General features: G+C 70.3%; 26 protein-coding genes and 1 riboswitch. Of the genes, 24 read left to right on the plus strand and 2 right to left on the minus strand.

Translation table 11 applies throughout. The annotated features are described in order from the left end of the window. The first annotated feature begins 101 nt into the window (after window positions 1–101). From pyrH to KVA01_RS08810, 15 genes are all read left to right on the plus strand, one after another. The gene (pyrH, locus tag KVA01_RS08740; RefSeq protein WP_218023604.1) at window positions 102–866 is read left to right on the plus strand and encodes a UMP kinase; all 765 of its coding nucleotides are present in this window, start codon (window positions 102–104) and stop codon (window positions 864–866) included. Window positions 867–983: 117 nt separating this feature from the next. Then, on the plus strand, window positions 984–1,541 hold the full coding sequence (gene frr / locus KVA01_RS08745) for a ribosome recycling factor (RefSeq protein WP_068470733.1): 558 nt from the start codon (window positions 984–986) through the stop codon (window positions 1,539–1,541). Further along, entirely contained in the window at window positions 1,541–2,527 is a 987-nt protein-coding gene (locus KVA01_RS08750; protein WP_141269830.1) for a phosphatidate cytidylyltransferase, read from the plus strand. Before frr ends, KVA01_RS08750 begins: the two co-directional genes overlap by 1 nt. Before the next feature lie 67 nt (window positions 2,528–2,594). Beyond that, window positions 2,595–3,206 carry a DivIVA domain-containing protein gene (locus KVA01_RS08755; protein ID WP_068470737.1) on the plus strand — a complete coding sequence of 204 codons (612 nt, stop codon included), beginning with the start codon at window positions 2,595–2,597 and terminating at the stop codon, window positions 3,204–3,206. Between the two features lie 171 nt (window positions 3,207–3,377). Further along, a complete protein-coding gene (locus KVA01_RS08760; protein ID WP_068470739.1) occupies window positions 3,378–3,764 on the plus strand; it encodes a DUF485 domain-containing protein in 387 nt (128 codons plus the stop codon). Then, a complete protein-coding gene (locus tag KVA01_RS08765) occupies window positions 3,761–5,401 on the plus strand; it encodes a monocarboxylic acid transporter (RefSeq protein ID WP_068470740.1) in 1,641 nt (546 codons plus the stop codon). Before KVA01_RS08760 ends, KVA01_RS08765 begins: the two co-directional genes overlap by 4 nt. A gap of 149 nt (window positions 5,402–5,550) precedes the next feature. Beyond that, window positions 5,551–5,814 (plus strand): GlsB/YeaQ/YmgE family stress response membrane protein, encoded by a 264-nt coding sequence (locus KVA01_RS08770; protein WP_068470742.1) that lies wholly within the window; start codon window positions 5,551–5,553, stop codon window positions 5,812–5,814. Between the two features lie 130 nt (window positions 5,815–5,944). Next, window positions 5,945–7,291, plus strand: coding sequence for a 1-deoxy-D-xylulose-5-phosphate reductoisomerase (dxr, locus tag KVA01_RS08775; RefSeq protein WP_141269832.1), 1,347 nt, complete (start codon window positions 5,945–5,947; stop codon window positions 7,289–7,291). A gap of 52 nt (window positions 7,292–7,343) precedes the next feature. Beyond that, a riboswitch (SAM riboswitch) is annotated at window positions 7,344–7,458 on the plus strand. Between the two features lie 95 nt (window positions 7,459–7,553). Further along, window positions 7,554–8,435 (plus strand): MetQ/NlpA family ABC transporter substrate-binding protein, encoded by an 882-nt coding sequence (locus KVA01_RS08780; RefSeq protein ID WP_068470744.1) that lies wholly within the window; start codon window positions 7,554–7,556, stop codon window positions 8,433–8,435. Next, window positions 8,432–9,487 (plus strand): methionine ABC transporter ATP-binding protein, encoded by a 1,056-nt coding sequence (locus KVA01_RS08785; RefSeq protein ID WP_068470746.1) that lies wholly within the window; start codon window positions 8,432–8,434, stop codon window positions 9,485–9,487. Before KVA01_RS08780 ends, KVA01_RS08785 begins: the two co-directional genes overlap by 4 nt. Further along, a complete protein-coding gene (locus tag KVA01_RS08790) occupies window positions 9,487–10,143 on the plus strand; it encodes a methionine ABC transporter permease (protein WP_068470748.1) in 657 nt (218 codons plus the stop codon). Before KVA01_RS08785 ends, KVA01_RS08790 begins: the two co-directional genes overlap by 1 nt. Before the next feature lie 179 nt (window positions 10,144–10,322). Further along, window positions 10,323–11,489, plus strand: coding sequence for a flavodoxin-dependent (E)-4-hydroxy-3-methylbut-2-enyl-diphosphate synthase (gene ispG / locus KVA01_RS08795; RefSeq protein ID WP_068470750.1), 1,167 nt, complete (start codon window positions 10,323–10,325; stop codon window positions 11,487–11,489). After that, complete coding sequence (locus KVA01_RS08800; RefSeq protein WP_068470752.1) at window positions 11,486–12,343, plus strand: GNAT family N-acetyltransferase; 858 nt, start codon at window positions 11,486–11,488, stop codon at window positions 12,341–12,343. Before ispG ends, KVA01_RS08800 begins: the two co-directional genes overlap by 4 nt. A gap of 88 nt (window positions 12,344–12,431) precedes the next feature. Continuing rightward, a complete protein-coding gene (locus KVA01_RS08805; protein ID WP_141269833.1) occupies window positions 12,432–14,249 on the plus strand; it encodes a proline--tRNA ligase in 1,818 nt (605 codons plus the stop codon). A gap of 22 nt (window positions 14,250–14,271) precedes the next feature. Further along, entirely contained in the window at window positions 14,272–15,078 is an 807-nt protein-coding gene (locus KVA01_RS08810) for a sulfite exporter TauE/SafE family protein (RefSeq protein ID WP_141269835.1), read from the plus strand. A gap of 72 nt (window positions 15,079–15,150) precedes the next feature. Here the strand turns inward: KVA01_RS08810 and KVA01_RS08815 are convergent, their stop codons facing one another. Beyond that, window positions 15,151–16,191, minus strand: a complete 1,041-nt coding sequence (locus KVA01_RS08815) for a hypothetical protein (protein ID WP_141269837.1) — start codon at window positions 16,189–16,191, stop codon at window positions 15,151–15,153. 105 nt (window positions 16,192–16,296) lie between these two features. Between KVA01_RS08815 and rimP the strand changes: the two genes are divergently transcribed. From rimP to KVA01_RS08860, 9 genes are all read left to right on the plus strand, one after another. Continuing rightward, window positions 16,297–16,788, plus strand: coding sequence for a ribosome maturation factor RimP (gene rimP, locus KVA01_RS08820; RefSeq protein ID WP_068470760.1), 492 nt, complete (start codon window positions 16,297–16,299; stop codon window positions 16,786–16,788). 143 nt (window positions 16,789–16,931) lie between these two features. Beyond that, window positions 16,932–17,903, plus strand: coding sequence for a transcription termination factor NusA (gene nusA / locus KVA01_RS08825; protein ID WP_068470763.1), 972 nt, complete (start codon window positions 16,932–16,934; stop codon window positions 17,901–17,903). A gap of 132 nt (window positions 17,904–18,035) precedes the next feature. Continuing rightward, the gene (locus tag KVA01_RS08830; protein WP_082810457.1) at window positions 18,036–18,368 is read left to right on the plus strand and encodes a YlxR family protein; all 333 of its coding nucleotides are present in this window, start codon (window positions 18,036–18,038) and stop codon (window positions 18,366–18,368) included. Window positions 18,369–18,493: 125 nt separating this feature from the next. Beyond that, window positions 18,494–21,379: a translation initiation factor IF-2 gene (gene infB / locus KVA01_RS08835; protein WP_141269839.1), complete on the plus strand. Its 2,886-nt coding sequence runs from the start codon at window positions 18,494–18,496 to the stop codon at window positions 21,377–21,379. Window positions 21,380–21,595: 216 nt separating this feature from the next. Further along, complete coding sequence (gene rbfA / locus KVA01_RS08840) at window positions 21,596–22,054, plus strand: 30S ribosome-binding factor RbfA (protein ID WP_141269841.1); 459 nt, start codon at window positions 21,596–21,598, stop codon at window positions 22,052–22,054. Between the two features lie 5 nt (window positions 22,055–22,059). Then, window positions 22,060–23,121 carry a tRNA pseudouridine(55) synthase TruB gene (gene truB / locus KVA01_RS08845; RefSeq protein WP_141269843.1) on the plus strand — a complete coding sequence of 354 codons (1,062 nt, stop codon included), beginning with the start codon at window positions 22,060–22,062 and terminating at the stop codon, window positions 23,119–23,121. Further along, a complete protein-coding gene (locus KVA01_RS08850) occupies window positions 23,121–23,492 on the plus strand; it encodes a hypothetical protein (protein ID WP_068470773.1) in 372 nt (123 codons plus the stop codon). Before truB ends, KVA01_RS08850 begins: the two co-directional genes overlap by 1 nt. A 47-nt stretch (window positions 23,493–23,539) precedes the next feature. Continuing rightward, window positions 23,540–24,007: a hypothetical protein gene (locus KVA01_RS08855; RefSeq protein ID WP_141269845.1), complete on the plus strand. Its 468-nt coding sequence runs from the start codon at window positions 23,540–23,542 to the stop codon at window positions 24,005–24,007. Window positions 24,008–24,052: 45 nt separating this feature from the next. Further along, a complete protein-coding gene (locus KVA01_RS08860) occupies window positions 24,053–25,066 on the plus strand; it encodes a bifunctional riboflavin kinase/FAD synthetase (protein WP_068470777.1) in 1,014 nt (337 codons plus the stop codon). An 18-nt stretch (window positions 25,067–25,084) separates the two neighbouring features. Here the strand turns inward: KVA01_RS08860 and KVA01_RS08865 are convergent, their stop codons facing one another. Continuing rightward, on the minus strand, window positions 25,085–25,954 hold the full coding sequence (locus KVA01_RS08865) for an aldo/keto reductase (RefSeq protein ID WP_141269847.1): 870 nt from the start codon (window positions 25,952–25,954) through the stop codon (window positions 25,085–25,087). Between the last annotated feature and the right edge of the window lie 74 nt (window positions 25,955–26,028).

Genomic DNA, 26,028 nt, shown 5'->3' on the forward strand with positions numbered 1-26,028 from the left:
GGGCACCTCCGACAAGGGGGTGCCCCGCCGTTTCTGTATGCTGGGATGCGGTCCGCCACGAGCGGAGTTCACCCAGTCCCCACCATGCTCCGGGAGGATCCATGCCCACCACCAACGATTCGGAACCCCAGGACGAGACGCTGCGCCCGGGCCGCACGGCTCCCGCGCGTCGCAGGGTCCTGCTGAAGCTCTCCGGCGAGGTGTTCGGTGGTGGAAGCGTGGGCGTGGACACCACGGTGGTGCGCGAGATCGCGGAGCAGATCGCCGCGACCGTGGGTCGTGTGGAGACCTCCATCGTGGTGGGCGGCGGCAACTTCTTCCGCGGGGCGGAGCTCTCCCAGGCCGGCATGGACCGTTCCCGCGCGGACTACATGGGCATGCTGGGCACCGTGATGAACTGCCTGGCGCTGCAGGACTTCCTGGAGCAGTGCGACGTGGACACCCGGGTGCAGTCGGCCATCAAGATGGAGCAGGTCGCGGAGACCTACATCCCGCGCCGCGCCATCCGGCACATGGAGAAGGACCGCGTGGTGATCTTCGGTGCCGGGGCGGGGCTGCCCTACTTCTCCACCGACACCGTGGCCGCGCAGCGGGCCCTGGAGGTGCACGCCACCGAGGTGCTGATGGCCAAGAACGGGGTGGACGGCGTGTACACCGCGGATCCCCGCAAGGACCCGCAGGCCGAGCGGCTCGCCAGCCTGACGTACGACGAGGCGCTGTCCCGCGACATCCGCGTGATGGACCAGACCGCGTTCGCGCTGTGCCGCGACAACAGCGTGACCATGCGCGTGTTCGGCATGGAGGGCGCCGGCAACGTGACCCGCGCCGTGCTGGGCGAGGAGATCGGCACGCTGGTCACCCCGTGATCCTGGACGGTCCGGGTCCGCGCACGCCGCGTGGTCCGGCCCGTTAGAGTGGAGTCAACGAACCGACGCCACCGGTCGCGGTCCCGCGCGCCGGCCATCGCATAAGGAGAATCACCCGTGATTTCAGATGTCCTCTCGGATGCCACCACCAAGATGGGTAAGGCGGTGGACGCGGCCAAGACCGACTTCTCCAGCGTGCGCACCGGCCGCGCCAACCCGGCGCTGTTCTCGAGCCTGCTCGTGTCGTACTACGGCACGCCTACCCCGCTGCAGCAGCTCGCGTCCTTCCAGACCCCTGAGGCTCGCACCCTGCTGATCACGCCCTACGACCGCTCGGCCCTCAACGACATCGAGAAGGCCCTGCGGGACTCGGACATCGGCGCGAACCCGGCCAACGACGGCAACGTGATCCGCGTGGTCATGCCTGAGCTGACCGAGGAGCGCCGCAAGGAGTACGTGAAGATCGTCTCCACCAAGGCGGAGGAGGGGCGCGTGTCGATCCGCAACATCCGCCGCCACGCCAAGGAGGCCATCGAGAAGCTCGTCAAGGACGGCGAGGTCGGCGAGGACGACGGCAAGCGCGGCGAGAAGGACCTCGACGCCGTGACCAAGAAGCACATCGACCAGGTCGACGAGCTCCTCAAGAACAAGGAAGCCGAACTCCTCGGTGCCTGATGGCCTCAGCTGACTCCCCGCAGACCCCGCCGGACGCCCCGGACACCGGTCCCTCGCCCTCCGTGCAGGGCGGACCGGGCTCCGGGGCCGCCGGTCACGAACCCCTCGTCTCCACGGGGCTGCTGCGACAGGTGCTCACGCGCCCGTTCCAGCGCAGCACCGAGCACAAGGCCCCGTCCCGTGCGGGTCGCAACCTGCCGGCGGCCATTGCCGTGGCGGTCGTGCTCATTGCCGCTCTGGTCACGGGGCTGTTCTTCGTGCCGCTCGTCCTCGCCCTGATGGCGGGTGCGGCGGCGGGGATCGGCGTGTGGGAGATCGCCCGCTCGCTGACCCACAGGGGGATCCTGATCCCCAAGGTCCCCGCGGTGCTGGCCGCGGTGGCCATGCCGCTTGCCGCCTTCTTCGGGGGTGCGGAGTGGCTGTCCATGGCCCTGGTGCTTTCGGTGACGCTCGTGGTGGTCTGGCGCACGTTCGGCCCTCGTCCCGGCATGATGCTGTCGATGATGGGCTCGATCTTCGCCCTCGTGTGGGCGTCGTTCCTGCTCAGCACCGCGGTGCTGCTCTACCACACGGCGGACGGGCCCCAGAAGGTGCTCACGGTGATCCTGCTGGCCATCAGCTCCGACACGTTCGGCTACGCCGTGGGTGTCGTGTGGGGCAAGCACCCCATGGCTCCGCGGATCTCGCCCAAGAAGTCATGGGAGGGCTTTGCCGGCTCCGTCTCCGGGGCCGTGGTCGTGGGGGTGCTGTGCGCCGTGCTGCTACTCGGGATTCCCTGGTGGCAGGGCGCGGTGCTCGCGGTGGCAATCGTGGCGGTCTCGACCCTCGGGGACTTCTCCGAGTCCATGGTCAAGCGGGAGATCGGCATCAAGGACATGGGCACGCTGCTGCCCGGGCACGGTGGCGTCATGGACCGGATCGACTCGATCCTCTTCGCCGTGATCACCGGCTACGTCATCTTCGAACTGTTCAGCGTCCTGGGCTGACGCGGCCGCGGCCGGTCCTCGCCGCCGGCTCCCGCGGTGCTCGTCCGGGCGCATGGAAAGGGCTCTCATGGAAACGCAGGACCGCTTCGAGCGGGTGGCCGCGCACGAGTGGGGCTACGACCCCGTGCAGGTGGACGACTTCCTGGACCGCGTGCGGGCGCTGCACGCCGGGGGAGGGGCTGCCGTGAGCGGCTCCGCGGACGACACCTCGCAGGAACGGACCACGCCGGTGGGCAGCCGGCAGGTGCGTGAGCGCGTCTTCGACCGTGTGCGCGGGGGATATGCACCGGCCGCAGTGGACGCCGGGCTGGACCGGGTGGAGGACGAGCTCTTCGCCGTGGAGCAGCGGGCCTTCGTGGCCGAGCACGGTGCGCTCCGCTGGGAGGAGCACGTGGAGTTCCTGGGCGGGCTGCTGCTGGGCCGGCTCAACCGACCCCGCACGCAGCGTTTTCGGCGCCCCGCCAAGCACCGCACCACCGGCTACTCCGTGGCGGACGTGGACGTCCTGTGCGACCGGTTCATGGAGCAGCTGCGCAACGACTCCGAGGTGGACCCGCAGCTGCTGCGTGCCGCGGTGTTCCGCCACGCGCAGGGTCACAACTGCTACGAGGAGCAGCAGGTGGACGCCTTCCTGGACCGTGCCGTGGAGTTCGTCCTGGCGCTGCGCGCCGGGGCCTGAGCGCCCTTCGGCGGCCTTCCCCGGCGGTTCTGTATACACAAACCGAAGAATTTAGTGTGGTGGCCTAAGCAACCCTCGTCATCTCGCGGCTTTTTCGGCTGAACTCCGCTCCGCGCTGTGATGTTGGATACACAAGCCCTACTGTGGTCCTCATCACACAAGGAGGCACACATGGCGTCCACGCCCCCTGTCGACCCCAACGGTTCCGTCGCGACCCAGGGCATCGACTTCCCCGCAGCGCAGCGTTCGAGCGAGTTCCAACGGCTGCGCTCCACCCACCGGTCCTTCGTCTTCCCGCTCGCGGTGGCGTTCCTGGTCTGGTACCTGCTCTACGTGGTGCTCGCCATCTACGCGCCGGGCGTCATGTCCGTGCGCGTGGCGGGCAACATCAACCTTGGTCTCGTGCTGGGGCTGCTGCAGTTCGTGACCACGTTCGGCATCACCGCCGCGTACGTGCGCTTCGCCAACCGCAAGCTCGATCCGCAGGCCACCGCGCTGCGCGAAGACCTCGAAGCCCAGGCCCTGAGGGCTGAGACCACCCAGGAGGCCCGGCCATGATCCCCGTCCCCGCAGCGTCGTTGCCGTTCGTCCCCATGGCGGACACCCCCACCTCCACGGTGGGAAACCCGGCCATCAACATCTCGATCTTCCTCTCGTTCGTGCTCGTCACGCTCGTCGTGGTGATCCGCGCGTCCAAGTCCACCGCCACGGCGGCGGACTACTACGCGGGCGGTCGCTCGTTCTCCGGAACCCAGAACGGACTGGCCATCGCGGGGGACTACCTCTCCGCGGCGTCGTTCCTGGGGATCGTGGGCGCGATCGCGCTGCAGGGCTACGACGGATTCCTCTACTCGATCGGGTTCTTCGTGGCGTGGCTCGTCGCTCTGCTGCTGATCGCCGAGCCGCTGCGCAACACGGGCAAGTTCACCATGGCGGACGTCCTGTCCTTCCGGCTGCGCCAGCGCCCGGTGCGCGTGGCGGCGTCCATCTCCACGCTCGCGGTGACGTTCTTCTACCTGCTGGCCCAGATGGCCGGTGCGGGTGCGCTGGTGTCCCTGCTGCTGGGGATCGGCTCCAAGGCCGGGCAGTCGCTCGTGATCGTGGTCGTGGGCGTCATCATGATCGTCTACGTGCTCGTGGGCGGCATGAAGGGCACCACGTGGGTGCAGATCATCAAGGCGTGCCTGCTCGTGACGGGCGTGGCCGTGATGACCGTGTGGATCCTCGCGATGTTCGGCTTCAACTTCTCCTCGATCCTCGGTGCTGCCGTGGAGACCAACCACAACCCCGCGATGCTCGAGCCGGGTCTGAAGTACGGGGTGAGCGAGATCTCCAAGCTGGACTTCATCTCGCTGGGCCTGGCCCTCGTGCTCGGTGCCGCGGGCCTGCCGCACGTGCTGATGCGCTTCTACACGGTTCCCACGGCCAAGGAGGCCCGCAAGTCCGTGGTCTGGGCGATCACCCTGATCGGCCTGTTCTACCTGTTCACGCTCGTGCTGGGCTTCGGTGCCGCCGCGCTGATCGGCTCGGACCGGATCAAGCACGCTCCGGGCGGGGTCAACTCCGCGGCACCGCTGCTCGCGTACGAACTGGGCGGCTCCGTGCTCATGGGGCTCATCGCGGCCGTGGCCTTCGCGACCATCCTGGCCGTGGTCGCGGGACTCGCCATCACGGCGTCGGCGTCCTTCGCCCACGACATCTACACGTCCGTGATCAAGAAGGGGGACTCGGACCCGCGCCAGGAGCTGCGCGTGGCGAAGACCACCGTGGTGATCATCGGAGTGATCTCGATCGCCGGCGGCATCGGCGCCCAGGGCCAGAACGTGGCGTTCCTCGTGGCCCTCGCGTTCGCGGTGGCGGCCTCGGCCAACCTGCCCACCATCCTGTATTCCCTGTACTGGAAGCGTTTCACCACGCGCGGTGCGGTGTGGTCCATGTACGGCGGGCTGATCATCTCCGTGGTCCTGATCGTCTTCTCGCCGGTGATGTCCGGCTCGGAGACGTCCATGATCCCGGACGCGGACTTCGCCGTCTACCCGCTGTCGAACCCGGGCATCATCTCCATCCCGGCCTCCTTCCTGCTCGGCTTCCTGGGGTCGATCACGGAGCGCCGCAGGGAGGACCCGGTGAAGCAGTCGGAGATGGAGGTGCGCTCGCTCACCGGGGTCGGCGCCGAGAAGCCCGTGGACCACTGAGCCCCCGGCTCCCCGGGGCGAAACAGTGTTGCACGCCACTGTGCCGCACCCGTCACAGCTGACGTGTCACCTGCAGGATGAAAGGCAGTTCGCTGACTATGGCAACTTGCGGGCAACCGCACGTGACCAACACAACTTGAGGTGTAGCAATGGGCATTTTTAGCTGGATCATCCTCGGTCTGATCGCCGGCGCGCTCGCCAAGCTGATCCTTCCGGGCAAGCAGGGTGGCGGCATCATCGTCACCATCGTGCTGGGCATCGTGGGCGCGTTCCTCGGTGGCTGGCTTGGGTCCTTCATCCCGGGTCTGAGCAACGGCATCAACAGCATCAGCATCAGCACCATCATCACGTCGGTCATCGGCGCGATCATCGTGCTGCTGATCTACGGCGCCGTGGTCAACCGCCGCCGCTGATCGCACTGCGGGGCACCACAGCCTCGACCGCAAGGGCGTCACCTCCGGGTGGCGCCCTTGCTGCATGTCCGGGGCGTGTTCTCGCGCGACCGTGTGCGCGGGGGACGAGTTCACGCGCGATACTGGGGGCATGACTGACGCCGTGATGACCCCCGACCTCGACACCGCCACCCGTGAGGCACCCCGCCGCATCGTGGTGCTGGGATCCACCGGCTCCATCGGCACGCAGGCGCTCGACGTCGTCGGCTCGGCCGCGGCGCTGCGCCGTCCGGGCGGGGGCGTGGGCCATCCCCCGTTCGAGGTGGTCGGGCTCGCCGCCGGTGCCGGCAACCTCGAGCTGCTGGCCCGGCAGGCCGTGGCCTTCGGGGTGCGGGTCGTGGGCACGAGCGGGACCCCGGACGACGCCGCCCACCTGCGCCACGCGCTCAAGGCCGCCGCGCTCGAGGCGGCCTCGGCCGAGGGCGCCGTTATCGAGCGTGCCGGGATCGAGGGTGCCGTGACCGACGGCGCCGCGCGCGCGTCGTCGTCGGTGCCCGAGGTGCTGCACGGTCCGGATGCCGCCGCGCGGATCGCGGCGTGGGAGGGCACGGACCTCGTGCTCAACGGCATCACGGGCAGCATCGGTCTGGCCCCCACGCTCGCGGCCCTGGGTGCCGGACGCCGCGTGGCGCTGGCCAACAAGGAGTCGCTGATCGCGGGCGGGCCGCTCGTCAAGCGCGCCGCCGCGGCCACCGGCCTCACGGACGCCCTGATCCCGGTGGACTCCGAGCACTCCGCGATCGCGCAGGCCCTGCGCTCGGGGACCGCCGGTGAGGTGGGCCGGCTCGTGCTCACCGCCTCCGGGGGGCCCTTCCGCGGCATGGACCGTGCGCAGCTCTCCCGTGTGACCCCGGAACAGGCGCTGCGCCACCCCACGTGGGACATGGGGCTGATGGTGACCACCAACTCCGCCACCATGGTCAACAAGGCGCTGGAGGTGCTTGAGGCGAGCCTGCTCTTCGACGTCCCCCTGGAGCGCATCGACGTCACCGTCCATCCCCAGTCCGTGGTGCACTCCATGGTGCAGTTCGTGGACGGCTCCACCCTGGCGCAGGTCTCCCTGCCGGACATGCGGCTGCCCATTGCCCTGGGGCTCGGCTGGCCGCACCGGGTCACGGGCGCCGCGGCGGCGTGCGACTGGACCCGGGCGGCGCAGTGGACCTTCGAGCCGCTCGATGCGCACGCCTTCCCCGCGGTGGAGCTCATGAAGAGCGCGGGCCGCGCGGGCGGCACGGCACCTGCGGTGTTCAATGCCGCCAACGAGCAGGCCGTGCTCGCGTTCCACCGCTCGCAGCTGGGTTTCACGGGGATCGTGGACCTCGTGGAGCGGGTGCTGGGGGAGCACGACGTCATGGCGGAGCCTTCCCTGGAGGACGTCCTGTCGGCCGAGCGGTGGGCCCGTCGTGTGGCGGACGAGCACATCGCGAAGGGCCTCTGACCCGCCGGCCCGGTCACGGTTCGTCACATCCGCCATGCTAAAGTTTCCGGTGGATGACGAGTTCCGGCGCGTAGCTCTGGCTGGCCGGACGGCAACCCTCTCCCGTAGCGGGGTGCCCCAGATGACCATCCGGCCGCGATTCGATGCGATTACGGCAAGTGCGGTTTTTCTCTGAAATGGCACATGCCTGATCTGCACCCTCCGTCCAGTGTGGGACCTGTTTGCGCGGCGCAACCACTCCCGACCCTGGAAAGGCACGACCATGCGAACCAAGCGTCTGATCCCCCTCGTCCTGGCCACCACCCTGGGCCTGACCCTGACGGCGTGCGGTGGCGGTTCCGACAACTCGGACCCGGCCGCGGACGGCAAGATCACCATCGGCATCGTGGGCGCCACCCCCGTGCAGGACGCCTTCAAGGAGGTGGCCGCCAAGAACGACGTCACGGTCGAGTTCGTGGACTTCAGCGACTACAGCCAGCCGAACCCCGCCCTGAAGAGCGGCGACATCGACATGAACTGGTTCCAGCACATCGCGTACCTCGCGGACTACAACAACAACTCCGGGGACGACATCACCCCCGTGGGTTCCACGTCCATCTTCCCGCTGGGCCTGTACTCCAAGTCCACCACGTCCGTCGCGGACTTCAAGCAGGGTGACGAGATCGCCGTGCCCAACGACTCGATCAACCTCTCGCGCTCCCTGAACCTGCTCAAGCAGCAGAACCTGGTGAGCTTCACCAAGGACACGATCGCCCCCACCGAGCAGGACATCGACACCGCCAAGTCCAAGGTCAAGGTGCGCCCGGTCTCCGCCGAGCAGACCGTGCTGTCCATGGACTCGGTGGCCGGCTCCGTGGTCAACAACGACTTCCTGGACCGTGCGAAGCTCGAGCCCAAGGACGCCCTGGCGCAGGACGACCCCACCGCCGACAGCGCCAAGGTCTACGACAACCTCTTCGCCGCCACCTCCGCCAACGCGGACAACGAGACGCTGAAGAAAGTCGCGAGCTTCTACTACGACGACAAGGTCCTGGAGGCCGAGAAGAAGGAGACCAAGGGCACCGCGGTCCCCACCAAGGTGGACCAGCAGGAGCTGAAGGATCTCCTCGACCGGTACGCGAAGGACCTCAAGGACCAGAAGTGAGCCAGCACGCAGCGACCGGGGACACCCTGGTCAGTTTCCGCGACGTCAGCAAGGTCTTCAGCGTCGGGCCCAAGCGCAGGGCCCGGGAGGTCACCGCGGTGGACGCGGTCTCCCTGGAGATCCGGCGCGGTGAGATCTTCGCCGTGATCGGGTACTCGGGGGCGGGCAAGTCCACCCTGGTGCGGCTGATCAACGGCCTCGAGACCACGTCCTCCGGGACGCTCGAGGTCGCCGGTCAGCAGGTCAGCGGGCGCACCGAGTCGCAGCTCGCGTCCGTGCGCCACAACATCGGCATGATCTTCCAGCAGTTCAACCTCTTCACGTCGCGCACCGTGGCCGGGAACATCGAGTACCCGCTGCGCCGCGCGGGGTGGAAGGCGGAGGACCGCAAGGCCCGCGTGAAGGAGCTCCTCGAGTTCGTGGGGCTCACCGAGCGGGCCGGGAACTACCCCGAGCAGCTCTCCGGGGGGCAGAAGCAGCGCGTGGGCATCGCCCGTGCACTGGCGTCCAACCCGGAGCTGCTGCTCGCGGACGAGTCCACCTCCGCGCTGGACCCCGAGACCACCCAGGAGGTCCTGGGCCTGCTCCGGCGCGTGAACCGGGAGCTCGGGATCACCATCGTGCTGATCACCCACGAGATGGACGTGGTGCGCGCGATCGCGGACCGCGTGGCCGTGATGGACAGCGGCCGCGTGGTGGAGGTCGGGACCACGGCGGAGGTCTTCGCACACCCCAGGGCGGAGACCACGCGCAAGTTCGTGGGCTCGGTGATGCACACCGTGCCGAACCACGCCGAGATCGAGAAGCTGCGCCGTGAGCACCCGGGCCGACTGGTCATGGTGGACGTGCGGGACGAGAACCGGATCGGCGAGGTGCTCTCGGACGCCGCCCGCGAGGACGTGCGCTTCAACATCGCGTTCGGGGGGATCTCGATCCTCCAGTCGCAGTCCTTCGGGACGCTCACGCTCTCGCTCACGGGCCCCGCGCCCGCGGTGGAGCGGACCGTCGAGGCCCTCAGTGTCATCACCAAGGTGCAGGAGGTGGAGCAGTAATGGAGTGGTCCGCACTGGCACCGCAGCTGCTGAGCGCAACGGGTCAGACGCTCTACATGGTCGCCGTGACCCTGGTCCTGGCCGGGCTGATCGGCCTGGCCGTGGGCATGGGGCTCTACGTGACCCGCCGGGGCAGCATCATGGAGAACAGCGTGGTCTTCACCGTGCTGAACCTCCTGGTGAACTTCGTCCGACCGATCCCGTTCATCATCCTGCTCGCCGCCCTGGGCAAGGTCACGGAGGAGGTGGTGGGCTCCCGGCTGGGGCCCAACGCCGCGATCTTCGCCATGACCATCGGCGCCACGTTCGCCGTGGCGCGCATCGTGGAGCAGAACCTCATGACCGTGGACCCCGGCGTGATCGAGGCCGCCCGGTCCATGGGCGTGTCACGGTGGAAGATCATCACCACCGTGATCATCCCCGAGGCCATGGGACCGCTGGTCCTGGGCTACACGTTCCTCGTCATCGGCATCACGGACATGTCCGCGATGGCCGGCGCGATCGGGGCCGGCGGGCTGGGCGACTTCGCCCTGCGCCTGGGCTACCAGCGCTTCAACGACCAGGTCACGTGGGCCGCGGTGATCGTGATCATCATCCTGGTCCAGCTCGTGCAGTTCTTCGGCAACTGGCTGGCGCGCAGGATCATGCGCCGCTGATCTGCCGGTTCCCCACGACGACGACGCCCCCGCCCGCCTCCGCGCGGCCGGGGGCGTCGCGCTGTCCGCCGGGTCACTCCCGGCTGCCGCGCGTCGGAGGAGTGGGGCACAATGGGGGAAGTGTTTTCCGCGGGGCGCGCGTCACGGGCCCCGTACGCCAAATTCCCTGGAGGAAATTCGTGACCTCGGTCAACCTCGGCATGCCGGCAGCACCCCAGCCGGTGCTCTCACCCCGGCGCGCCACGCGTCAGATCCGTGTGGGATCGGTGGGCGTGGGCTCGGAGAGCCCCATCAGCGTCCAGTCGATGACCACCACTCCCACCACGAACATCAACGCGACCCTGCAGCAGATCGCGGAGCTCAACGCCGCCGGCTGCGACATCGTTCGCGTGGCGTGCCCGTCCCAGGACGACGCCGACGCCCTGCCGATCATCGCCATGAAGTCCCCGATCCCCGTGATCGCGGACATCCACTTCCAGCCCAAGTACGTGTACGCGGCCATCGACGCCGGGTGCGCGGGCGTGCGCGTGAACCCGGGCAACATCCGCAAGTTCGACGACCAGATCGAGGGCATCTCCCGTGCGGCGGAGGCGGCGGGCGTGTCCATCCGCATCGGTGTGAACGCGGGCTCCCTGGACAAGCGGCTGCTGCAGAAGTACGGCAAGGCCACCCCGGAGGCGCTCATGGAGTCCGCCGTGTGGGAGGCCTCGCTGTTCGAGCAGCACGACTTCCACGACTTCAAGATCTCGGTCAAGCACAACGACCCCGTGACCATGGTCAAGGCCTACCAGCTGCTCGCCGAGCGCGGGGACTGGCCCCTGCACCTGGGCGTCACGGAGGCCGGTCCCGCGCTGCAGGGCACGGTGAAGTCCGCCACCGCGTTCGGCATCCTGCTCTCGCAGGGCATCGGCGACACGATCCGCGTCTCCCTCTCCGCACCTCCCGTGGAGGAGGTCAAGGTGGGCAACCAGATCCTGCAGTCCCTCGGGCTGCGGCCGCGCAAGCTCGAGATCGTCTCCTGCCCGTCCTGCGGGCGCGCCCAGGTGGACGTCTACAAGCTCGCGGAGGAGGTCAACGAGGGGCTCGCGCACCTCACGGTGCCGCTGCGCGTGGCCGTCATGGGCTGCGTCGTCAACGGGCCCGGGGAGGCGCGCGAGGCGGACCTCGGCGTGGCCTCGGGCAACGGCAAGGGTCAGATCTTCGTTCGGGGCGAGGTCATCAAGACCGTGCCGGAGGACCAGATCGTGGAGACCCTGCTCGCCCAGGCCAACGAGATGGCCGAGGAGATGGGTGTGGACGAGAACGGCGACGTCGTCGAGGGCGCCCCGGTCGTGACCGCCGGGTGACCCGCCGTCGCGGCCCGAGGGTGCTGGCCCCCGCTGCGGTGGGACGGGAGGAGCTCTCGGAGCTCCTCGACGAGCACGCCGTGTCCTCGGTGTTCGTGGCGGGCCACGTGGACCGCATGCGCTCCGGGGGCGGTAGAACGCCCCCGGTCTTCGGCGTCGCGGACGAGCGAGGCCGCCTCGCAGGGGCCTGCTGGGTGGGAACCAACGTGGTGCCCGTGGTCCTGGACGAGACCGGCACGCGGCTGATGGCGGACGTGCTGCTGCGCGGCGGCCCGCGGTTCGCCTCGTTCTTCGGCCCCGCAGCACCCGTGCTGGGGCTGTGGGACCGGGTGCGTCCCACGTGGCCCGCACCCTTCGCGGTCCGGGCGCACCAGCCCCTGCTCGTGATGCGGGAGGAGCCCTCGCCCGAGGTGCTGGACGGCCCGGCGTCGGGCGTGCGCTGGGGACTCCCGGAGGAGTTCGACCGCGTCCTGCCCGCGGCGGTGGCCATGTTCACCGAGGAGGTGGGCTACTCGCCAATGACCAGCGGCGCCGAGGGCTACCGGCAGCGCGTCCGCTCGCTGCTGCGCGAGGAGCGCACGGCGGTGCTGTGCAACCGCGCGGGGGAGGTCGTTTTCAAGGCGGACATCGGTTCCCAGCACGGCGAGGTGTGCCAGATCCAGGGTGTGTGGGTGGACCCCCGCTACCGCGGTCGAGGCCTGGCCGTGCCGTGCATGGCGGCCACCGTGGCCCTGGCCCGCCGGCGCACCCCGGTGGTGAGCCTCTACGTGAACTCGTTCAATGCCGCAGCTCTCGCGACCTACCGCCACGTGGGCTTCCGGGAGGACGGGGAATTCGCCACGGTCCTGATGTGAGCCCCGGGTGCCCGTCCCGCAGCGATACACTCGCGGGAGACACCCATTGCCCAGATCGGCCCGTTCCCCGGGCGGTTAGGACCTTTTCGTGGCGCTTCGCCTGAGCTCCCTTTTCCTGCGCACCCTGCGCGAAGACCCCGTGGACGCGGACGTGGACAGCCACAAGCTGCTCGTGCGCGCCGGCTACATCCGCCGTGCGGCGCCGGGCATCTACACCTGGCTGCCGCTCGGCCTCTCGGTGCTGCGCCGGGTCGAGGGCATCGTGCGCGAGGAGATGGACGCGATCGGCGCGCAGGAGGTGCACTTCCCGGCGCTGCTGCCGCGCGAGCCCTACGAGACCACCAACCGGTGGACCGAGTACGGCGAGAACCTCTTCCGGCTGCAGGACCGCAAGGGCGCGGACTATCTCCTGGCACCCACGCACGAGGAGATGTTCACGCTGCTGGTCAAGGACATGTACTCGTCCTACAAGGACCTGCCCGTCTCCCTCTACCAGATCCAGACCAAGTACCGGGACGAGGCCCGCCCCCGGGCCGGGCTGCTGCGCGGGCGCGAGTTCATCATGAAGGACTCCTACTCCTTCGACGTCGACGACGCCGGGCTGGACGAGTCCTACGCCAAGCACCGCGCGGCGTACGTGCGGATCTTCGAGCGCCTGGGCCTGCCCGTGGTCGCCGTGTCCGCGACCTCCGGGGCCATGGGCGGCTCGCGCTCCGAGGAGTTCATGCACCCCTCGGAGGTCGGGGAGGACACGTTCGTGCGCTCCGCCGGTGGCTTCGCGGCGAACGTCGAGGCCGTGACCACGGTGGCCCCGGAAGCGATCGATGCCTCGGACGCCCCGGCCGCCCAGGTGCACCGCACCCCCTCGAGCCCGACGATCGACACGCTCGTGGAGCGCTCCAACGAGTTGCACCCGCGCGAGGGCGAGCCCTGGACCGCCGCGGACACCCTCAAAAACGTCGTGCTCTCCGTGACGCTGCCGGAGGGCGGCAAACAGCTCGTGGCCGTGGGCGTTCCCGGGGACCGCGAGATCGACCTGAAGCGCGTGGAGGCGGGGATCGGTGCGGCCCTCGGCATCGCGGGCGAGCCCGAGGTCGCCGCGGCCAGCGAGGAGGAACTGCGGGCCGTGCCCCAGCTCGTCAAGGGCTACATCGGTCCCGGCCTGAGCACGGACGAGCCCCTCCTGGGCGAGAAGTCCACCACCGGCATCCCGTTCTTCGTGGACCCCCGCGTGGTGCCGGGCAGCGCCTGGATCACGGGCGCGAACCTCGCGGAGAGCCACGTCTACGGCCTCGTGGCCGGGCGCGACTTCACGTGGGACGGCACCCTGGAGGCCTGCGCCGTGCGCGCGGGCGACGCGGCCCCGGACGGCTCGGGCCCGCTGGAGATCGCGCGCGGCATCGAGATGGGCCACGTGTTCCAGCTCGGCCGCAAGTACGCCGACTCCCTGGGCCTGAAGGTCCTCGACAGCAACGGCAAGCTCGTCACCGTGACCATGGGCTCCTACGGCATCGGCGTGACCCGTGCGCTCGCCGCCATCGCGGAGTACTACCACGACGACAAGGGCCTGCTGTGGCCGCGCAACCTCAGCCCCGCGGACGTCCACGTGGTCGCCACGGGCAAGGGCGCGGAGGTGCTCGAGGCCGCCGAGGAGATCGTCGCGGAGCTAGAGTCCGCCGGGATCACCGTGATCTTCGACGACCGCCCCAAGGTCTCCCCGGGCGTGAAGTTCCGGGACGCCGAGCTGCTGGGCGTGCCCACGGTGCTCGTGGTGGGCCGCGGTCTGCAGGACGGGATGCTCGAGCTCAAGGACCGCGCGAGCGGCACGAGCCGGGACATCGCGCGCGACGCCGTCGTCGAGGAGCTCACGGCCGAGGTCCGCGGCACCGCGACCGGCTCCCGCTGACCCACCGGGGTCTTTCTCCCTCGTGGATCTGTCCTTCCTCACCGGCTCCGGGTTCGACACCGCGACCCCGGGGCTGGTGACGCTGCTCGTCCTCACCGGCCTGGCGGCGGGGTTCATCGACGCCGTCGTGGGTGGCGGCGGGCTGCTGCAGCTGCCTGTGACCCTGATGATCCCGGGACTCACCCCGGTGCAGGCGCTCGCGACGAACAAAATGGGCTCGGTCTTCGGCACCGCGACCTCGGCGGTGACGTTCGCCCGCCGTATCCCTCCGGACCCGCGCACGGTGCTGCCCATGGCGCTCACCGCGTTCGTGGCCGCCGGCGCCGGTGCGGCGGTGGCCGCGCTGCTGCCGGCGGGGGTGTTCAAGCCGATCATCGTGGTCGCGCTCGTCGCCGTGCTGGCCTTCACGGTGGCGAAGCCCGCCATGGGGCGGGTGACCGAACTGCGCCACACTGGTGCAAGGCACTACGCGCTGGCCGTGCTGCTGGCGGCCGTGATCGGCTTCTACGACGGCGTCATGGGTCCCGGCACGGGATCGTTCCTGATCATCGGTCTGGTCTCGCTGCTGGGCTACAGCTTCCTCGAGGCCAGCGGCAAGGCCAAGATCGCGAACTTCGCCACCAACCTCGGGGCGCTGGTGGTCTTCGGCGCCCACGGCTCGATCCTGTGGGGGCTGGGGCTCGTGCTGGGGCTGAGCAACATGGCCGGCGGCTACGTGGGAGCGCGGACGGCCGTGGCGCGCGGCAACTCGTTCGTGCGCGTGGTGTTCTTCGTGGTCGTCTCGGTGCTGATCCTCAAACTCGGCTGGGACGTGCTGACGGGCCGCTGACCCTCCGCCGCGGCACCACCGGGCACGCAGGACGGGACGGTTGGGGCGGCGAAGGGGCGTTGCCGCCCGAGGTCAGTCCCGTCCGGGCAGGGCGGCGACGGGTTGCTCGGGGTCGAGCCGCTGCGCGTCGCGGGAGGTGCTGCGGAGGGCATCCCACCACCAGTCCCGTTCCTCGGGGGACGACGCCGCCACGGCTCGGACGACTGCCTCCGTCGCCTCGTGTTGGGCTTCGCCCGCGGCCGCGGCGGGGTCGCCGTGGAAGCCGGAGGGCAGTTCGTGCCGGGCGGCCACGGGAGGGGGATCGCACGACAGCAGCGGCGCGACGGCGTCCTCCCGCAGCAGGTCCCGGCCGTGCGCCGAGGCGGCGGCCACGGCGTCCGCGGCCGCGCCGGGCGAGAGCCGGGCCTGTGCCGCTTCCGCGGTGAACGCGGCCCGGTCCAGCGCGGTGACGGCCGCGAGCTCGGTGGTCTCACACTCTGACGTGCGTAAGGGCGTGGGGGAGGCTGGTGCCTCCGGCGACGCCGCGGTGCTCGTCTTGTCCGTGCCCCGCGCGGACGAAGCCCCGGTGGAGTCCGAGTCCCCGGCCACCGCAGAATCATCTGACGACCCTGACGACCCTGACGAACCGGGAGAGCCGTTCCCCGATGAGGCAGGGTCCTGAGCGGCCGAGTGGGAGGAGGTGCTGCCGGACGCGGTGACGCTCGCGGCCCACCAGGAGGCTGCCACGGAGGCCATCGTCGAGGCGAGGTCGCCGTCCTGCACGGTGCCGGCCTCCCGCCTGAGCTGGTCAGCGGCGTCATCCAGGGACGACACCGCGGGGGCGGCATTTCCTCGGTCCCCGAGCCTTCGGACCTGTGACGGCGTGGCCGCGGGGCCGAGCGCGTCCACCTGACGGTCCAGGGCGGTCCCGGGCAGCACCGATGCGTCCGGGTGGAGGTCGGTGCGGACCGCCCGGGCGACGGACAGCGCACGGAGGCGGGCGGCGTCGTCGTCCGAGAGGGGGCGCCAGCGGGCCCAGAGGCCCACGGCCACCACGACCAGCAGGAGCGCGGCGAGGCAGGCGGCCAGCGCGCGCCATGCGCGGGGCCGGGCGGCGGACGGGCGACAACTCACGAATTCCTCCGGGGGACGGGTCTGCTCCATGATAGGGGGGGCACCGACGGGCAGACGGTGCCCGCCCACCACGAACGACCGCACAACGATCAGGAGACGTACCGCATGACATCGCAGGACGACGCCACCATCCGCGCCACCGTGGCCCCGGTGGTCGAGGCCGCCGGTCTCTTCCTCGAGGAGTGCGAGCTCACCGGAGCCGGCGGCACGCGCACGCTGCGGGTGCTCGTGGACCTCCCGGACGGGACCGACGCCCTGGACCTGGACGGCGTGGCCGCGGTGGCCCGTGAGATCTCCGACGCCCTGGACCGGGAGGACCCCGTTCCCGGGCCCCCGTACGAGCTGGAGGTCTCCACGCCCGGCGCCACCCGCCCGCTGGAGACGCCCCGGCACTGGCGCCGCAACGTGGGGCGGCTCGTGCGGATCCGCCCGCTCGAGGGGGAGCGCTACACCGCCCGGCTGCTCGAGGCGCACGAGGACCATGCGGTGCTGCAGCGCTCGCACCAGCCCAAGAAGGGGATGCCCGTGAAACTGCTGGACCCCGAGACCGTGCCCTACGAGACCGTGCGCGCGGCCCGGGTGGAGGTCGAGGTCTGAGCCCTGCCCGGTGGATGTACGATTACCGGAGAGAAGACGACGAACACCACGCAGCAGCGCACCGCACCCACCGTGCGGCGCGCTGTTTGGTTCCCGGCCCCATCCGGGCGGAACCCCGCGCGGCGCGAGGGAAGGCGGGACACATGGACATCGACATGAGCACACTGCGGCTGCTGGAGCGCGAACGCGACATCCCGGTGGACGTCCTGATCCCCACCATCGAGCAGGCGCTGCTGCTCGCCTACATGCGCTCGCCGGGCGCGATCAACGGTGCGCGCGCGGAGGTCGAGCGCCGCTCGGGCCACGTGACCATCTGGGCCCCGGAGCTCGACGAGGAGGACCACCGCATCGGTGAGTTCGACGACACCCCGGCCGGCTTCGGACGCATCGCCGCGGCCACAGCGCGCCAGGTGATCCTGCAGAAGCTGCGGGACGTCGAGGACGACAACGTCCTGGGCCACTTCAAGGGCCGCGAGGGCGAGCTCGTCTCCGGGCAGATCCAGCAGGGCAACAACCCGAAGATGGTGCAGGTCAACCTGGGCACCGTGGAGGCCCTGCTGCCGCCCCACGAGCAGGTGCCGGGGGAGCGCTACAAGCACGGTGACCGGATCCGCGCCTTCGTGGTCGAGGCCAAGCGCGGCTTCAAGGGCCCCTCCATCACGCTCTCCCGCTCCCACCCGGACCTCGTGCGCCGGCTCTTCGAGATGGAGGTCCCGGAGATCGCGGACGGCTCCGTGGAGATCGTCACCCTGGCCCGCGAGGCCGGGCACCGCACCAAGATGGCCGTGGTCGCCACCCGTCCCGGTGCGAACGCCAAGGGCGCGTGCATCGGGGACATGGGATCCCGCGTGCGCGCCGTGATGAACGAGCTGGGGGAGGAGAAGATCGACATCATCGACTACTCCGAGGACCCCGCCACGTTCATCGCCAACGCGCTCTCGCCCTCGCGCGTGACCCGCGTGGAGATCTTGGACGAGGCCACCCGGTCCTCCCGGGCCGTGGTCCCGGACAGCCAGCTCTCGCTGGCCATCGGCAAGGAGGGGCAGAACGCCCGCCTGGCCGCGCGGCTGACCGGGTGGAAGATCGACATCGTCGCGGAGTCCAAGGCCCGGTGAGCCTTCCCGGCGCGCTGATTCGGGCGAATCGCGGGCGGCGCGCTAGACTGTCCTCTGATCAGGTCACCCATCTCGCGTGATTCCGCGCGTCCGCGTGCCGGGGGATCGGTGGATGGCGCACGAGGAGCGAGGATGAGCACTGCGAGCCTTCGCACCTGTGTGGGATGCCGGAACGTGTCCTCACCTGGTCAACTCGTCCGCGTGACGGTGGAGGACACCCCGCACGGCCCCCGGGTCGTCGTGGACCACCACCGTCGTCTGGGAGGGCGAGGTGCCTGGGTGCATGCCACCCGGGAGTGCGTCGAGCAGGCCATCCGGAGAAGAGCGTTCCACCGCTCGTTCCGACGGCCCGTGGCGACGGACGGCCTCGCCGAGCAACTCCGCGTTCTGCCGCCTGTGCGGGAGGACGAACACAAGGAAAGCGAGTCAGAAGACCATGGAAAACCGATGAGTGCCGGCCGATGAGTACCTCCACGTACTCACCCCGCAGCCACGCAGGCAGCGCGCGCCCCGCGCCCGCTTCCGGTGGCTACGTCAACGGAAGATAAGTGGTTCGTGCCTGTGTCGGTGCGGACCGAGACAGGAGAACAGTGGCCAAGCCCCGTGTCCACGAGCTCGCGAAAGAGCTCGGAATCACGTCCAAGGAAGCAATTTCCAAACTTCAAGAACTCGGCGAATTCGTTCGCGGTGCCTCCTCCACGGTAGAGCCGCCCGTCGCCAAGAAGCTGCGTTCGGCGTTCCCCGCTGGTGGGGACACCGCCAACCAGTCCAAGCCCGCGGCCCGTGGCAACGCCTCTCAGGGCGCGCCCGCGCAGAGTGCCAAGAAGCCCGCCGAAAAGTCGGGCCCCAAGCCCGGTGGCCGGACTTCGGCCAAGCCGGCCTCCGGTGCGGCCAAGCCCGCCCCGAAGACCGAGCAGCCCGCCGCTGAGACCTCCGCGGCAGCCCCGGCGTCCTCGGAGGCCGCGAAGCCCGCCCAGGGTGCTGCTCCCGCCGAGTCCTCGGAGACCCCTGCGCCGCGCAGCAGTGCACCCAAGCCCGGTGGCGCCAAGCCGGGCCAGTCCTCCGCACCGCGTCCGGGCAACAACCCGTACGCCTCGCAGCAGGGCATGGGCCGCAGAGGTGAGGGTGCGCCGCGCGGCGGGGCGCCCCGTCCCGGCCAGCAGCGCTCCTCCAAGCCCGGGGCCCCGCGCCCCGGCAACAACCCGTTCGCGCCCCAGCAGGGCATGCGCACGAGCAACGTCGGCCAGGGCGGCCCCCGCCCCGGCGGCCCGCGTCCGGGCGGTCCCCGCCCCGCGCAGGCCGGTCAGGGCGGACCCCGTCCGGGCGCTCCCCGCACGGGTGCCCCGCGTCAGGGCCAGGGTCAGGGCGGTCCTCGCCCCGGTGGCCCGCGCCCCTCGCCGAACATGATGCCCGGCCACACCACGGGCGTGGCGCCCATCGGCAGCCGCCCGGCTCCCGGTTCCGGCCCTCGCCGCGGTGGTGGCGGGCCCGGCGGTGGACCCGGCGGCGGCGGTGGTTTCCGCGGCCGCGGTGGCCGCGGCGGCACGCAGGGTGCGTTCGGCCGCGGCGGAGCCCGCGGCAAGCACCGCAAGTCGAAGCGGGCGAAGCGCCAGGAGCTCGAGCAGATGTCGGCACCCACCGTCGGCGGTGTGTCGGTTCCCCACGGCGACGGCAGCACCGTGGTGCGCCTGCGCCGCGGCGCGTCCCTGATGGACTTCGCGGAGAAGATCAACGCCAACCCGGCGTCGCTCGTGACGGTGCTCATCCACCTGGGTGAGATGGCCACGCAGACGCAGTCCCTCGACGAGGAGACGTTCCAGCTGCTGGGGGCCGAGCTCGGCTACCAGATCCAGGTGGTCTCGCCGGAGGACGAGGAGCGCGAGCTGCTCGAGTCCTTCGACATCGACCTCGACGCCGAGCTCGAGGCGGAGGGCGAGGACGTCCTCGCGCCGCGCCCGCCGGTCGTCACGGTCATGGGCCACGTGGACCACGGCAAGACCCGTCTGCTGGACGCCATCCGGAACACCAAGGTGATCGAGGGTGAGGCCGGCGGCATCACCCAGCACATCGGTGCCTACCAGATCTCCATGGAGCTCGAGGGCCAGGAACGGCTCATTACCTTCATCGACACCCCGGGTCACGAGGCGTTCACCGCCATGCGTGCCCGTGGTGCCCAGGTCACGGACATCGCCGTGCTGGTGGTGGCCGCGGACGACGGCGTCATGCCGCAGACCGTCGAGGCGCTGAACCACGCCCAGGCGGCCAACGTGCCGATCGTCGTCGCGGTCAACAAGGTGGACAAGCCGGACGCCAACCCGGACAAGATCCGCGGCCAGCTCACCGAGTACGGTCTCGTGCCCGAGGAGTACGGCGGCGACACCATGTTCGTGGACGTCTCCGCCCGCGAGAACCTCAACATCGAGGAGCTCCTGGACGCGATCGTGCTCACCGCGGACGGTGCCCTGGAGCTGCAGGCCAACCCGGACAAGAACGCCCGCGGCGTGGCCATCGAGGCCAACCTGGACAAGGGCCGCGGCGCGGTCTGCACCGTCCTGGTGCAGTCCGGCACGCTGAAGGTCGGCGACTCGATCGTGGCCGGTGCGGCCTACGGCCGCGTCCGTGCGATGTTCGACGAGATGGGCAACACCGTGGACGCGGCACTGCCGTCGCGTCCCGTGCAGGTGCTGGGTCTGTCCACCGTGCCGCGCGCCGGTGACACGTTCCTGTCCACGCAGGAGGAGCGCACCGCGCGCCAGATCGCCGAGAAGCGTGAGGCCGCGGATCGTAACGCCCAGCTGGCGAAGCGCCGCAAGCGCGTCACGCTGGAGTCCTTCGACGAGGCCGTGGCCGAGGGCAAGATCGACACCCTCAACCTCATCATCAAGGGCGACGTGTCCGGTGCCGTGGAGGCGCTCGAGGACTCGCTGCTCAAGATCGACGTGGGGGACGAGGTCCAGCTGCGCGTGATCCACCGCGGCGTGGGCGCCATCACGCAGAACGACGTCAACCTGGCCACGGTGGACAACGCCGTGATCATCGGCTTCAACGTCCGTCCTGCCGAGCGTGTCACGGACCTCGCCGAGCGCGAGGGCGTGGAGATGAAGTTCTACTCGGTCATCTACAACGCGATCGACGAGGTCGAGAGCGCGCTGAAGGGCATGCTCAAGCCGGAGTACGAGGAGGTGGAGCTCGGCACCGCCGAGATCCGCGAGGTGTTCCGCTCCTCCAAGTGGGGCAACATCGCCGGTGCGTACATCACCAAGGGCGTCGTGCGCCGCAACGGCAAGGCTCGTCTGGTGCGCGACGGGAACGTGGTACAGGACAACCTCACCATCGACTCGCTGCGCCGCTTCAAGGACGACGCCACCGAGGTGCGCGAGGGCTACGAGTGCGGTATCGGGCTCGGCTCCTTCAACGACATCCACGAGGGTGACATCATCGAGACCTGGGAGATGCGCGAGAAGCCGCGCGACTGACCCGGTCTCCCGCTTGCCCCGGACCTCCGGGCCCGGGGCGAGCGGAGCGAACCACAGCGTGACCGGGTGCCCGGGATCCTTTGCGGGGTCCCGGGCACCCTGTCCCGCACCGGGGTCCGCCACCGCGGTGGGCCCGCCCAGAACGGGCGCCCTGAGAGGCACCCGTTCCAGGACTTCGCAGCGCTGATGCGCTGCCAGGACACGAGGAGTTCCACCATGGCGGACGCCGCACGCGCAGCCCGACTGGCCGATCGCATCAAGGTGATCGTGGCCCAGGCACTCGAACGCAGGATCAAGGATCCCCGGCTCGGTTTCATCACGGTCACCGACGCCCGCGTGACCAACGACCTGCAGCACGCCACTCTCTACTACACGGTCTACGGGGACGAGACCCAGCGGGAGGACACCGCGCAGGCGCTGGAGTCCGCCAAGGGCATCCTGCGTGCCGAGGTGGGGAAGAACATCACCGCCCGGCTCACGCCCACGCTGACGTTCGTCGCGGATGAGATCCCCGCGGACGCCGCTCGGCTAGAGGAGCTGCTGCGCACCGCGCGCGAGAAGGATGCCCAGGTGGCCGAGCAGGCCCAGGGCGCCCACTACGCCGCGGGGGAGGACGCCTACCGCACCGTGGAGGACGACGACGCGGCCGGCACCGAGAACACCAGCCAGGCCTGAGCCCGGTGGCAGAGCGTCAGCACGTCCCGAGCCCGGACCCCTCCCTGCCGAGGGTCGCCGGGCTCGTGGTCGTCGACAAGCCCCTGGGCTGGACCTCCCACGACGTCGTGTCGCGCATGCGCCGCCTGGCCGGTACCCGGAAGGTCGGCCACGCGGGGACACTGGACCCGGCGGCGTCGGGCGTGCTGGTGATCGGCGTGGAGAAGGCCACCAAGCTGCTCACGTACGTGACCGGCACGGAGAAGACCTACGACGCCACGATCCGACTGGGCGCGACCACCGTCACGGACGACGCCGAGGGCGAGGTCACGCACACCGCGACACCCGAGGAGCTGGCCGCCGTGACCTACGAGCGCATCATGGCCGCCGTGGCGCGGCTGACCGGCGAGATCCAGCAGGTGCCCTCCGCCGTGAGCGCCATCAAGGTCGACGGCGAGCGCTCCTACGCTCGCGTCCGCAAGGGCGAGGACGTGGAGCTCGCCGCGCGGCCCGTCACGGTCCACGAGTTCACCGTCCACGGCATCGAGCGCCGGGGTGCGGGCGACGACGCCGTGCTCGTGCTCAGCGCCACCGTCACGTGCTCCTCGGGCACTTACATCCGCGCCCTCGCGCGTGACCTCGGCCAGGCGCTCGGCGTGGGTGGCCACCTCACGGCGCTGCGCCGCACGCGAGTGGGCACGTTCACGCTCGAGCAGGCGCACACCCTCGACGAGCTCACCGGGCAGGTCAGCGCCGGGGGCACCGTTGCCACGCTGCCCATCGAGGACGCCGCACGCGGCCTCTTCCCGGCGCGCGAACTGTCCGCGGCGGAGGCGACGGACCTCTCCCACGGACGCAGGATCTCCGCGAACGAGGAAGCCGCGGACCGTACCCCGGCCCACGCGTCCACCGACGGCGGCGTCGTCGCGTGCTTCGCGCCGGACGGCACCCTCGTGGCTCTCGCCGAGGACCGTGGCCGCCCGGGGGCCCGCTACGCGACGTCGGTGCTCGGCATCGCCGCCGGTGTCGTCTTCCACGAGCAGGACGGCGACGCCGCGCCGGCCGCGGGGGAGCGGGGGCACCCCTGATGCTGTGGGGATACGACGGCTGGTTCTGGGCCTCGGTGGTGCTGGGGACGATCTCGTGCGTGCTGTGCGTCGTGCAGACGCTGCGCGGACGGGCCCCGGACGACTACACCCAGGGGTCCGTGCTGCTGCTCGAGGCGTTTTTGCTGGTCTACGGGGTGGGCTCACTGCTGCTGCCCGTCCTGGGGCCGTCGCCGTCCGGGAGCCTGCTCGAGTACTGGGGCTACCTGCTCACCGCGCTGCTGATCCCGGCGGGCACCTTCATCTGGTCCCTCGTGGAGCGCTCGCGGTGGTCCACCCTGATCCTGGCGGCCGCGGGCCCCGTGGTGGTCGTGATGGTCTACCGCATGAACTTCATCTACTACTACCAGTGACCCGCGCGGCGCCGCGCTGTCGCGGTACGGCTGACGAAAGGACGGACATGGACCCCGAGTCCTCCCACTCCACGCTGCAGAAGCGGTTCGGGTGCTCGATGCGCACCCGCCGCACGGACCGCAAGAGCTCCGGCTTCGGGCGGGTGCTGATCGTGGTCTACGGGGTCTTCTCGCTCTCCGCCGGGGTGCGTTCGCTCTACCAGCTCGTGACCGAGTTCTCGGTGGCCCCGGTGGCGATCCTGCTCTCCACGCTTTCCGCCGCGATCTACGTGCTCGCCACGGTGGCCCTCACGAAGACCGGGGCCGGGTGGCACCGCGTGGCTACATGGGCCGTCGCGGCCGAGCTCGTGGGCGTGCTGGGCGTGGGCCTGCTGAGCCTGGCCGAGCCGCAGCTGTTCCCCAAGGCCAGCGTCTGGTCGAACTTCGGCGCGGGGTACGGCTACGTGCCTCTGGTGCTGCCCGTGGTGGGTCTCGTGTGGCTGCGGCTGACACGGCCCTCCCGCGGTGAGCGGTAGGCTCTAAACGGTGCGCCCCGCACCCCACGAACGACGAGGAGAGCTGTGATTCGCTGGAGAAGCCTGGACGAGATCACTCCCGATTTCGGTCCCTCGGTGGTGACGATCGGGAACTTCGACGGTGTCCACCGCGGACACCAGCAGGTCTTCGCGCGCCTGCTCGAGACCGCCCGCTCCCACAATGCGCACTCCGTGGTCGTCACGTTCGACCCCCACCCGGCCCTCGTGCACCGACCCGACTCCCACCCGGGTCTGATCATGGGGCCCGAGGACAAGCTGGACGCGCTCGAGGAGACCGGCGTGGACGCCGTCCTCGTGCTGCCCTACAGCCTCGAGTTCTCCGAGCTCACCCCGCAGCAGTTCGTGGTGGACTACCTCGTGAGGCCGCTGGGCGCCGTGTGCCTGGTGATCGGCTCGGACGTCCGCCTGGGCCGCGACAACTCGGGAGACCTGGACGCACTTGCGGCCCTGGGGCGGAAGCACGGTTTCGAGGTCGTGGTCGTCGACGACGTCCCCGGTACCGCGCCGTCGGGGGAGGATCCCCAGGACCAGCCCGTGGGACGCCACACCGAGCGCCGCTGCTCCTCCACCTGGGTGCGCTCGTGCCTGGAGGCTGGGGACGTGAAAGGGGCCGCGCAGCTGCTCGGCCGGCCGCACCGCATGCGTGGTGAAGTGGTCCACGGGGCCGCCCGCGGCCGCGAACTCGGTTTCCCCACGGCCAACCTGGCGCCGGAGGCTTCCGGGTTCATCCCGGCCGACGGCGTCTACGCGGGGTGGCTCGTGCAGAAGGACGGCACCCGCTGGCCCACCGCCATCTCGGTGGGGTCCAACCCCACGTTCGACGGCGTCGCCCGCCAGGTCGAGGCCCACGTGATCGACCGCCCGGAGGAGGCCGTGGAGGACTTCGACCTCTACGGCAGCACCGTGGTGGTGGAGTTCGTGGAGCGCCTGCGGGGCATGGTGGCCTACCGCGGCATCGACGCCCTGGTGGCGCAGATGCGCGAGGACGTCAGCCGCTCCCGCGAGATCCTGCGCGGAGAGGGCCGCGGGACCGACTGAGCCCCGCGGCCGCCCGGGTCACTGCTCCTCGTGCACCGCAGGGTCGAATCCGGAACCGCTGATGCCGGTGTGCATCATGCGCAGCCGCTCCATCTGCTCGTCCGTGAGCTCCCAGTCGAAGACGTCGATGTTCTCCGCCATGCGCCCCGTGTCCGAGGACTTGGGAATGGGGACGATCCCGGACTGCACGTGCCAGCGCAGCACCACCTGCGCGGGTGTGCGGCCCTGACGGCGAGCGATCTCCGCGAGCCACTCGTTCTGCAGCAGGTCGGTCTTGCGCCCCAGCGGCGACCATGCCTGGGTGAGGATCCTGTGCTCCTCGTGGAAGCGGCGCAGGGCCTCCTGCTGGTACTGCGGGTGCAGCTCCACCTGGTTCACCACGGGCATCTCGCCGGTCTCGCGCTCCAGGCGCAGCAGGTGCTCGGGCAGGAAGTTCGACACGCCCACCGAGCGCACGAGCCCCTCCTCCCGCGCGCGCAGCATCTCCCGCCAGGTGGGCACGTAGCGGTCGGTGACCGGGTTCGGCCAGTGAATCAGGTAGAGGTCCAGGTAGTCGGTGCCCAGACGTTCGAGCGTGCCCTCCAGGGAGCGGCGCACGGAGTCGGCGCCCTGGTCCCGGCCGGGGATCTTGGAGGCGAGGAAGAGCTCCTCGCGCGGTACTTCGCTGTAGCGCACACCTTGCCCCACACCGCGCTCGTTGCCGTAGTTCACGGCCGTGTCGATCAGCCGGTAGCCGCGCCACACGGCCTCGGGGATCAGCTCCTCGGCCTGGGCGTCGTCCATGGGGTAGGTCCCGAAGCCGAGCTGGGGGATCCGCCTGCCGTCCCGCAGGACGTGCCAGGGGACGTCCGGTGCGGCGTCCCTGAGGTCCTTGGTCTTCTCGCTCATCTGTTCCTCGTCTTCCTCGTGGTCGTGCCGGGCGGTCGTGCCGGCGGGTGGGCTTGCCTCGCAGGGTATCCCGC

The sequence above is a fragment of the Kocuria varians genome (genome assembly GCF_006539885.1).
In the GTDB taxonomy this organism is placed as follows: Bacteria; Actinomycetota; Actinomycetes; order Actinomycetales; family Micrococcaceae; genus Kocuria; species Kocuria varians.

What these genes read in the sequence shown, in the direction of transcription:
- pyrH (WP_218023604.1), top strand. Translation starts at nt 102, where the DNA reads ATGCCCACCACCAACGATTCGGAACCCCAGGACGAGACGCTGCGCCCG.
- KVA01_RS08750 (WP_141269830.1), top strand. Translation starts at nt 1,541, where the DNA reads ATGGCCTCAGCTGACTCCCCGCAGACCCCGCCGGACGCCCCGGACACC.
- KVA01_RS08755 (WP_068470737.1), top strand. Translation starts at nt 2,595, where the DNA reads ATGGAAACGCAGGACCGCTTCGAGCGGGTGGCCGCGCACGAGTGGGGC.
- KVA01_RS08760 (WP_068470739.1), top strand. Translation starts at nt 3,378, where the DNA reads ATGGCGTCCACGCCCCCTGTCGACCCCAACGGTTCCGTCGCGACCCAG.
- KVA01_RS08765 (WP_068470740.1), top strand. Translation starts at nt 3,761, where the DNA reads ATGATCCCCGTCCCCGCAGCGTCGTTGCCGTTCGTCCCCATGGCGGAC.
- KVA01_RS08770 (WP_068470742.1), top strand. Translation starts at nt 5,551, where the DNA reads ATGGGCATTTTTAGCTGGATCATCCTCGGTCTGATCGCCGGCGCGCTC.
- dxr (WP_141269832.1), top strand. Translation starts at nt 5,945, where the DNA reads ATGACTGACGCCGTGATGACCCCCGACCTCGACACCGCCACCCGTGAG.
- KVA01_RS08780 (WP_068470744.1), top strand. Translation starts at nt 7,554, where the DNA reads ATGCGAACCAAGCGTCTGATCCCCCTCGTCCTGGCCACCACCCTGGGC.
- KVA01_RS08790 (WP_068470748.1), top strand. Translation starts at nt 9,487, where the DNA reads ATGGAGTGGTCCGCACTGGCACCGCAGCTGCTGAGCGCAACGGGTCAG.
- rimP (WP_068470760.1), top strand. Translation starts at nt 16,297, where the DNA reads ATGACATCGCAGGACGACGCCACCATCCGCGCCACCGTGGCCCCGGTG.
- nusA (WP_068470763.1), top strand. Translation starts at nt 16,932, where the DNA reads ATGGACATCGACATGAGCACACTGCGGCTGCTGGAGCGCGAACGCGAC.
- KVA01_RS08830 (WP_082810457.1), top strand. Translation starts at nt 18,036, where the DNA reads ATGAGCACTGCGAGCCTTCGCACCTGTGTGGGATGCCGGAACGTGTCC.
- rbfA (WP_141269841.1), top strand. Translation starts at nt 21,596, where the DNA reads ATGGCGGACGCCGCACGCGCAGCCCGACTGGCCGATCGCATCAAGGTG.
- KVA01_RS08850 (WP_068470773.1), top strand. Translation starts at nt 23,121, where the DNA reads ATGCTGTGGGGATACGACGGCTGGTTCTGGGCCTCGGTGGTGCTGGGG.
- KVA01_RS08855 (WP_141269845.1), top strand. Translation starts at nt 23,540, where the DNA reads ATGGACCCCGAGTCCTCCCACTCCACGCTGCAGAAGCGGTTCGGGTGC.
- KVA01_RS08865 (WP_141269847.1), bottom strand. Translation starts at nt 25,954, where the DNA reads ATGAGCGAGAAGACCAAGGACCTCAGGGACGCCGCACCGGACGTCCCC.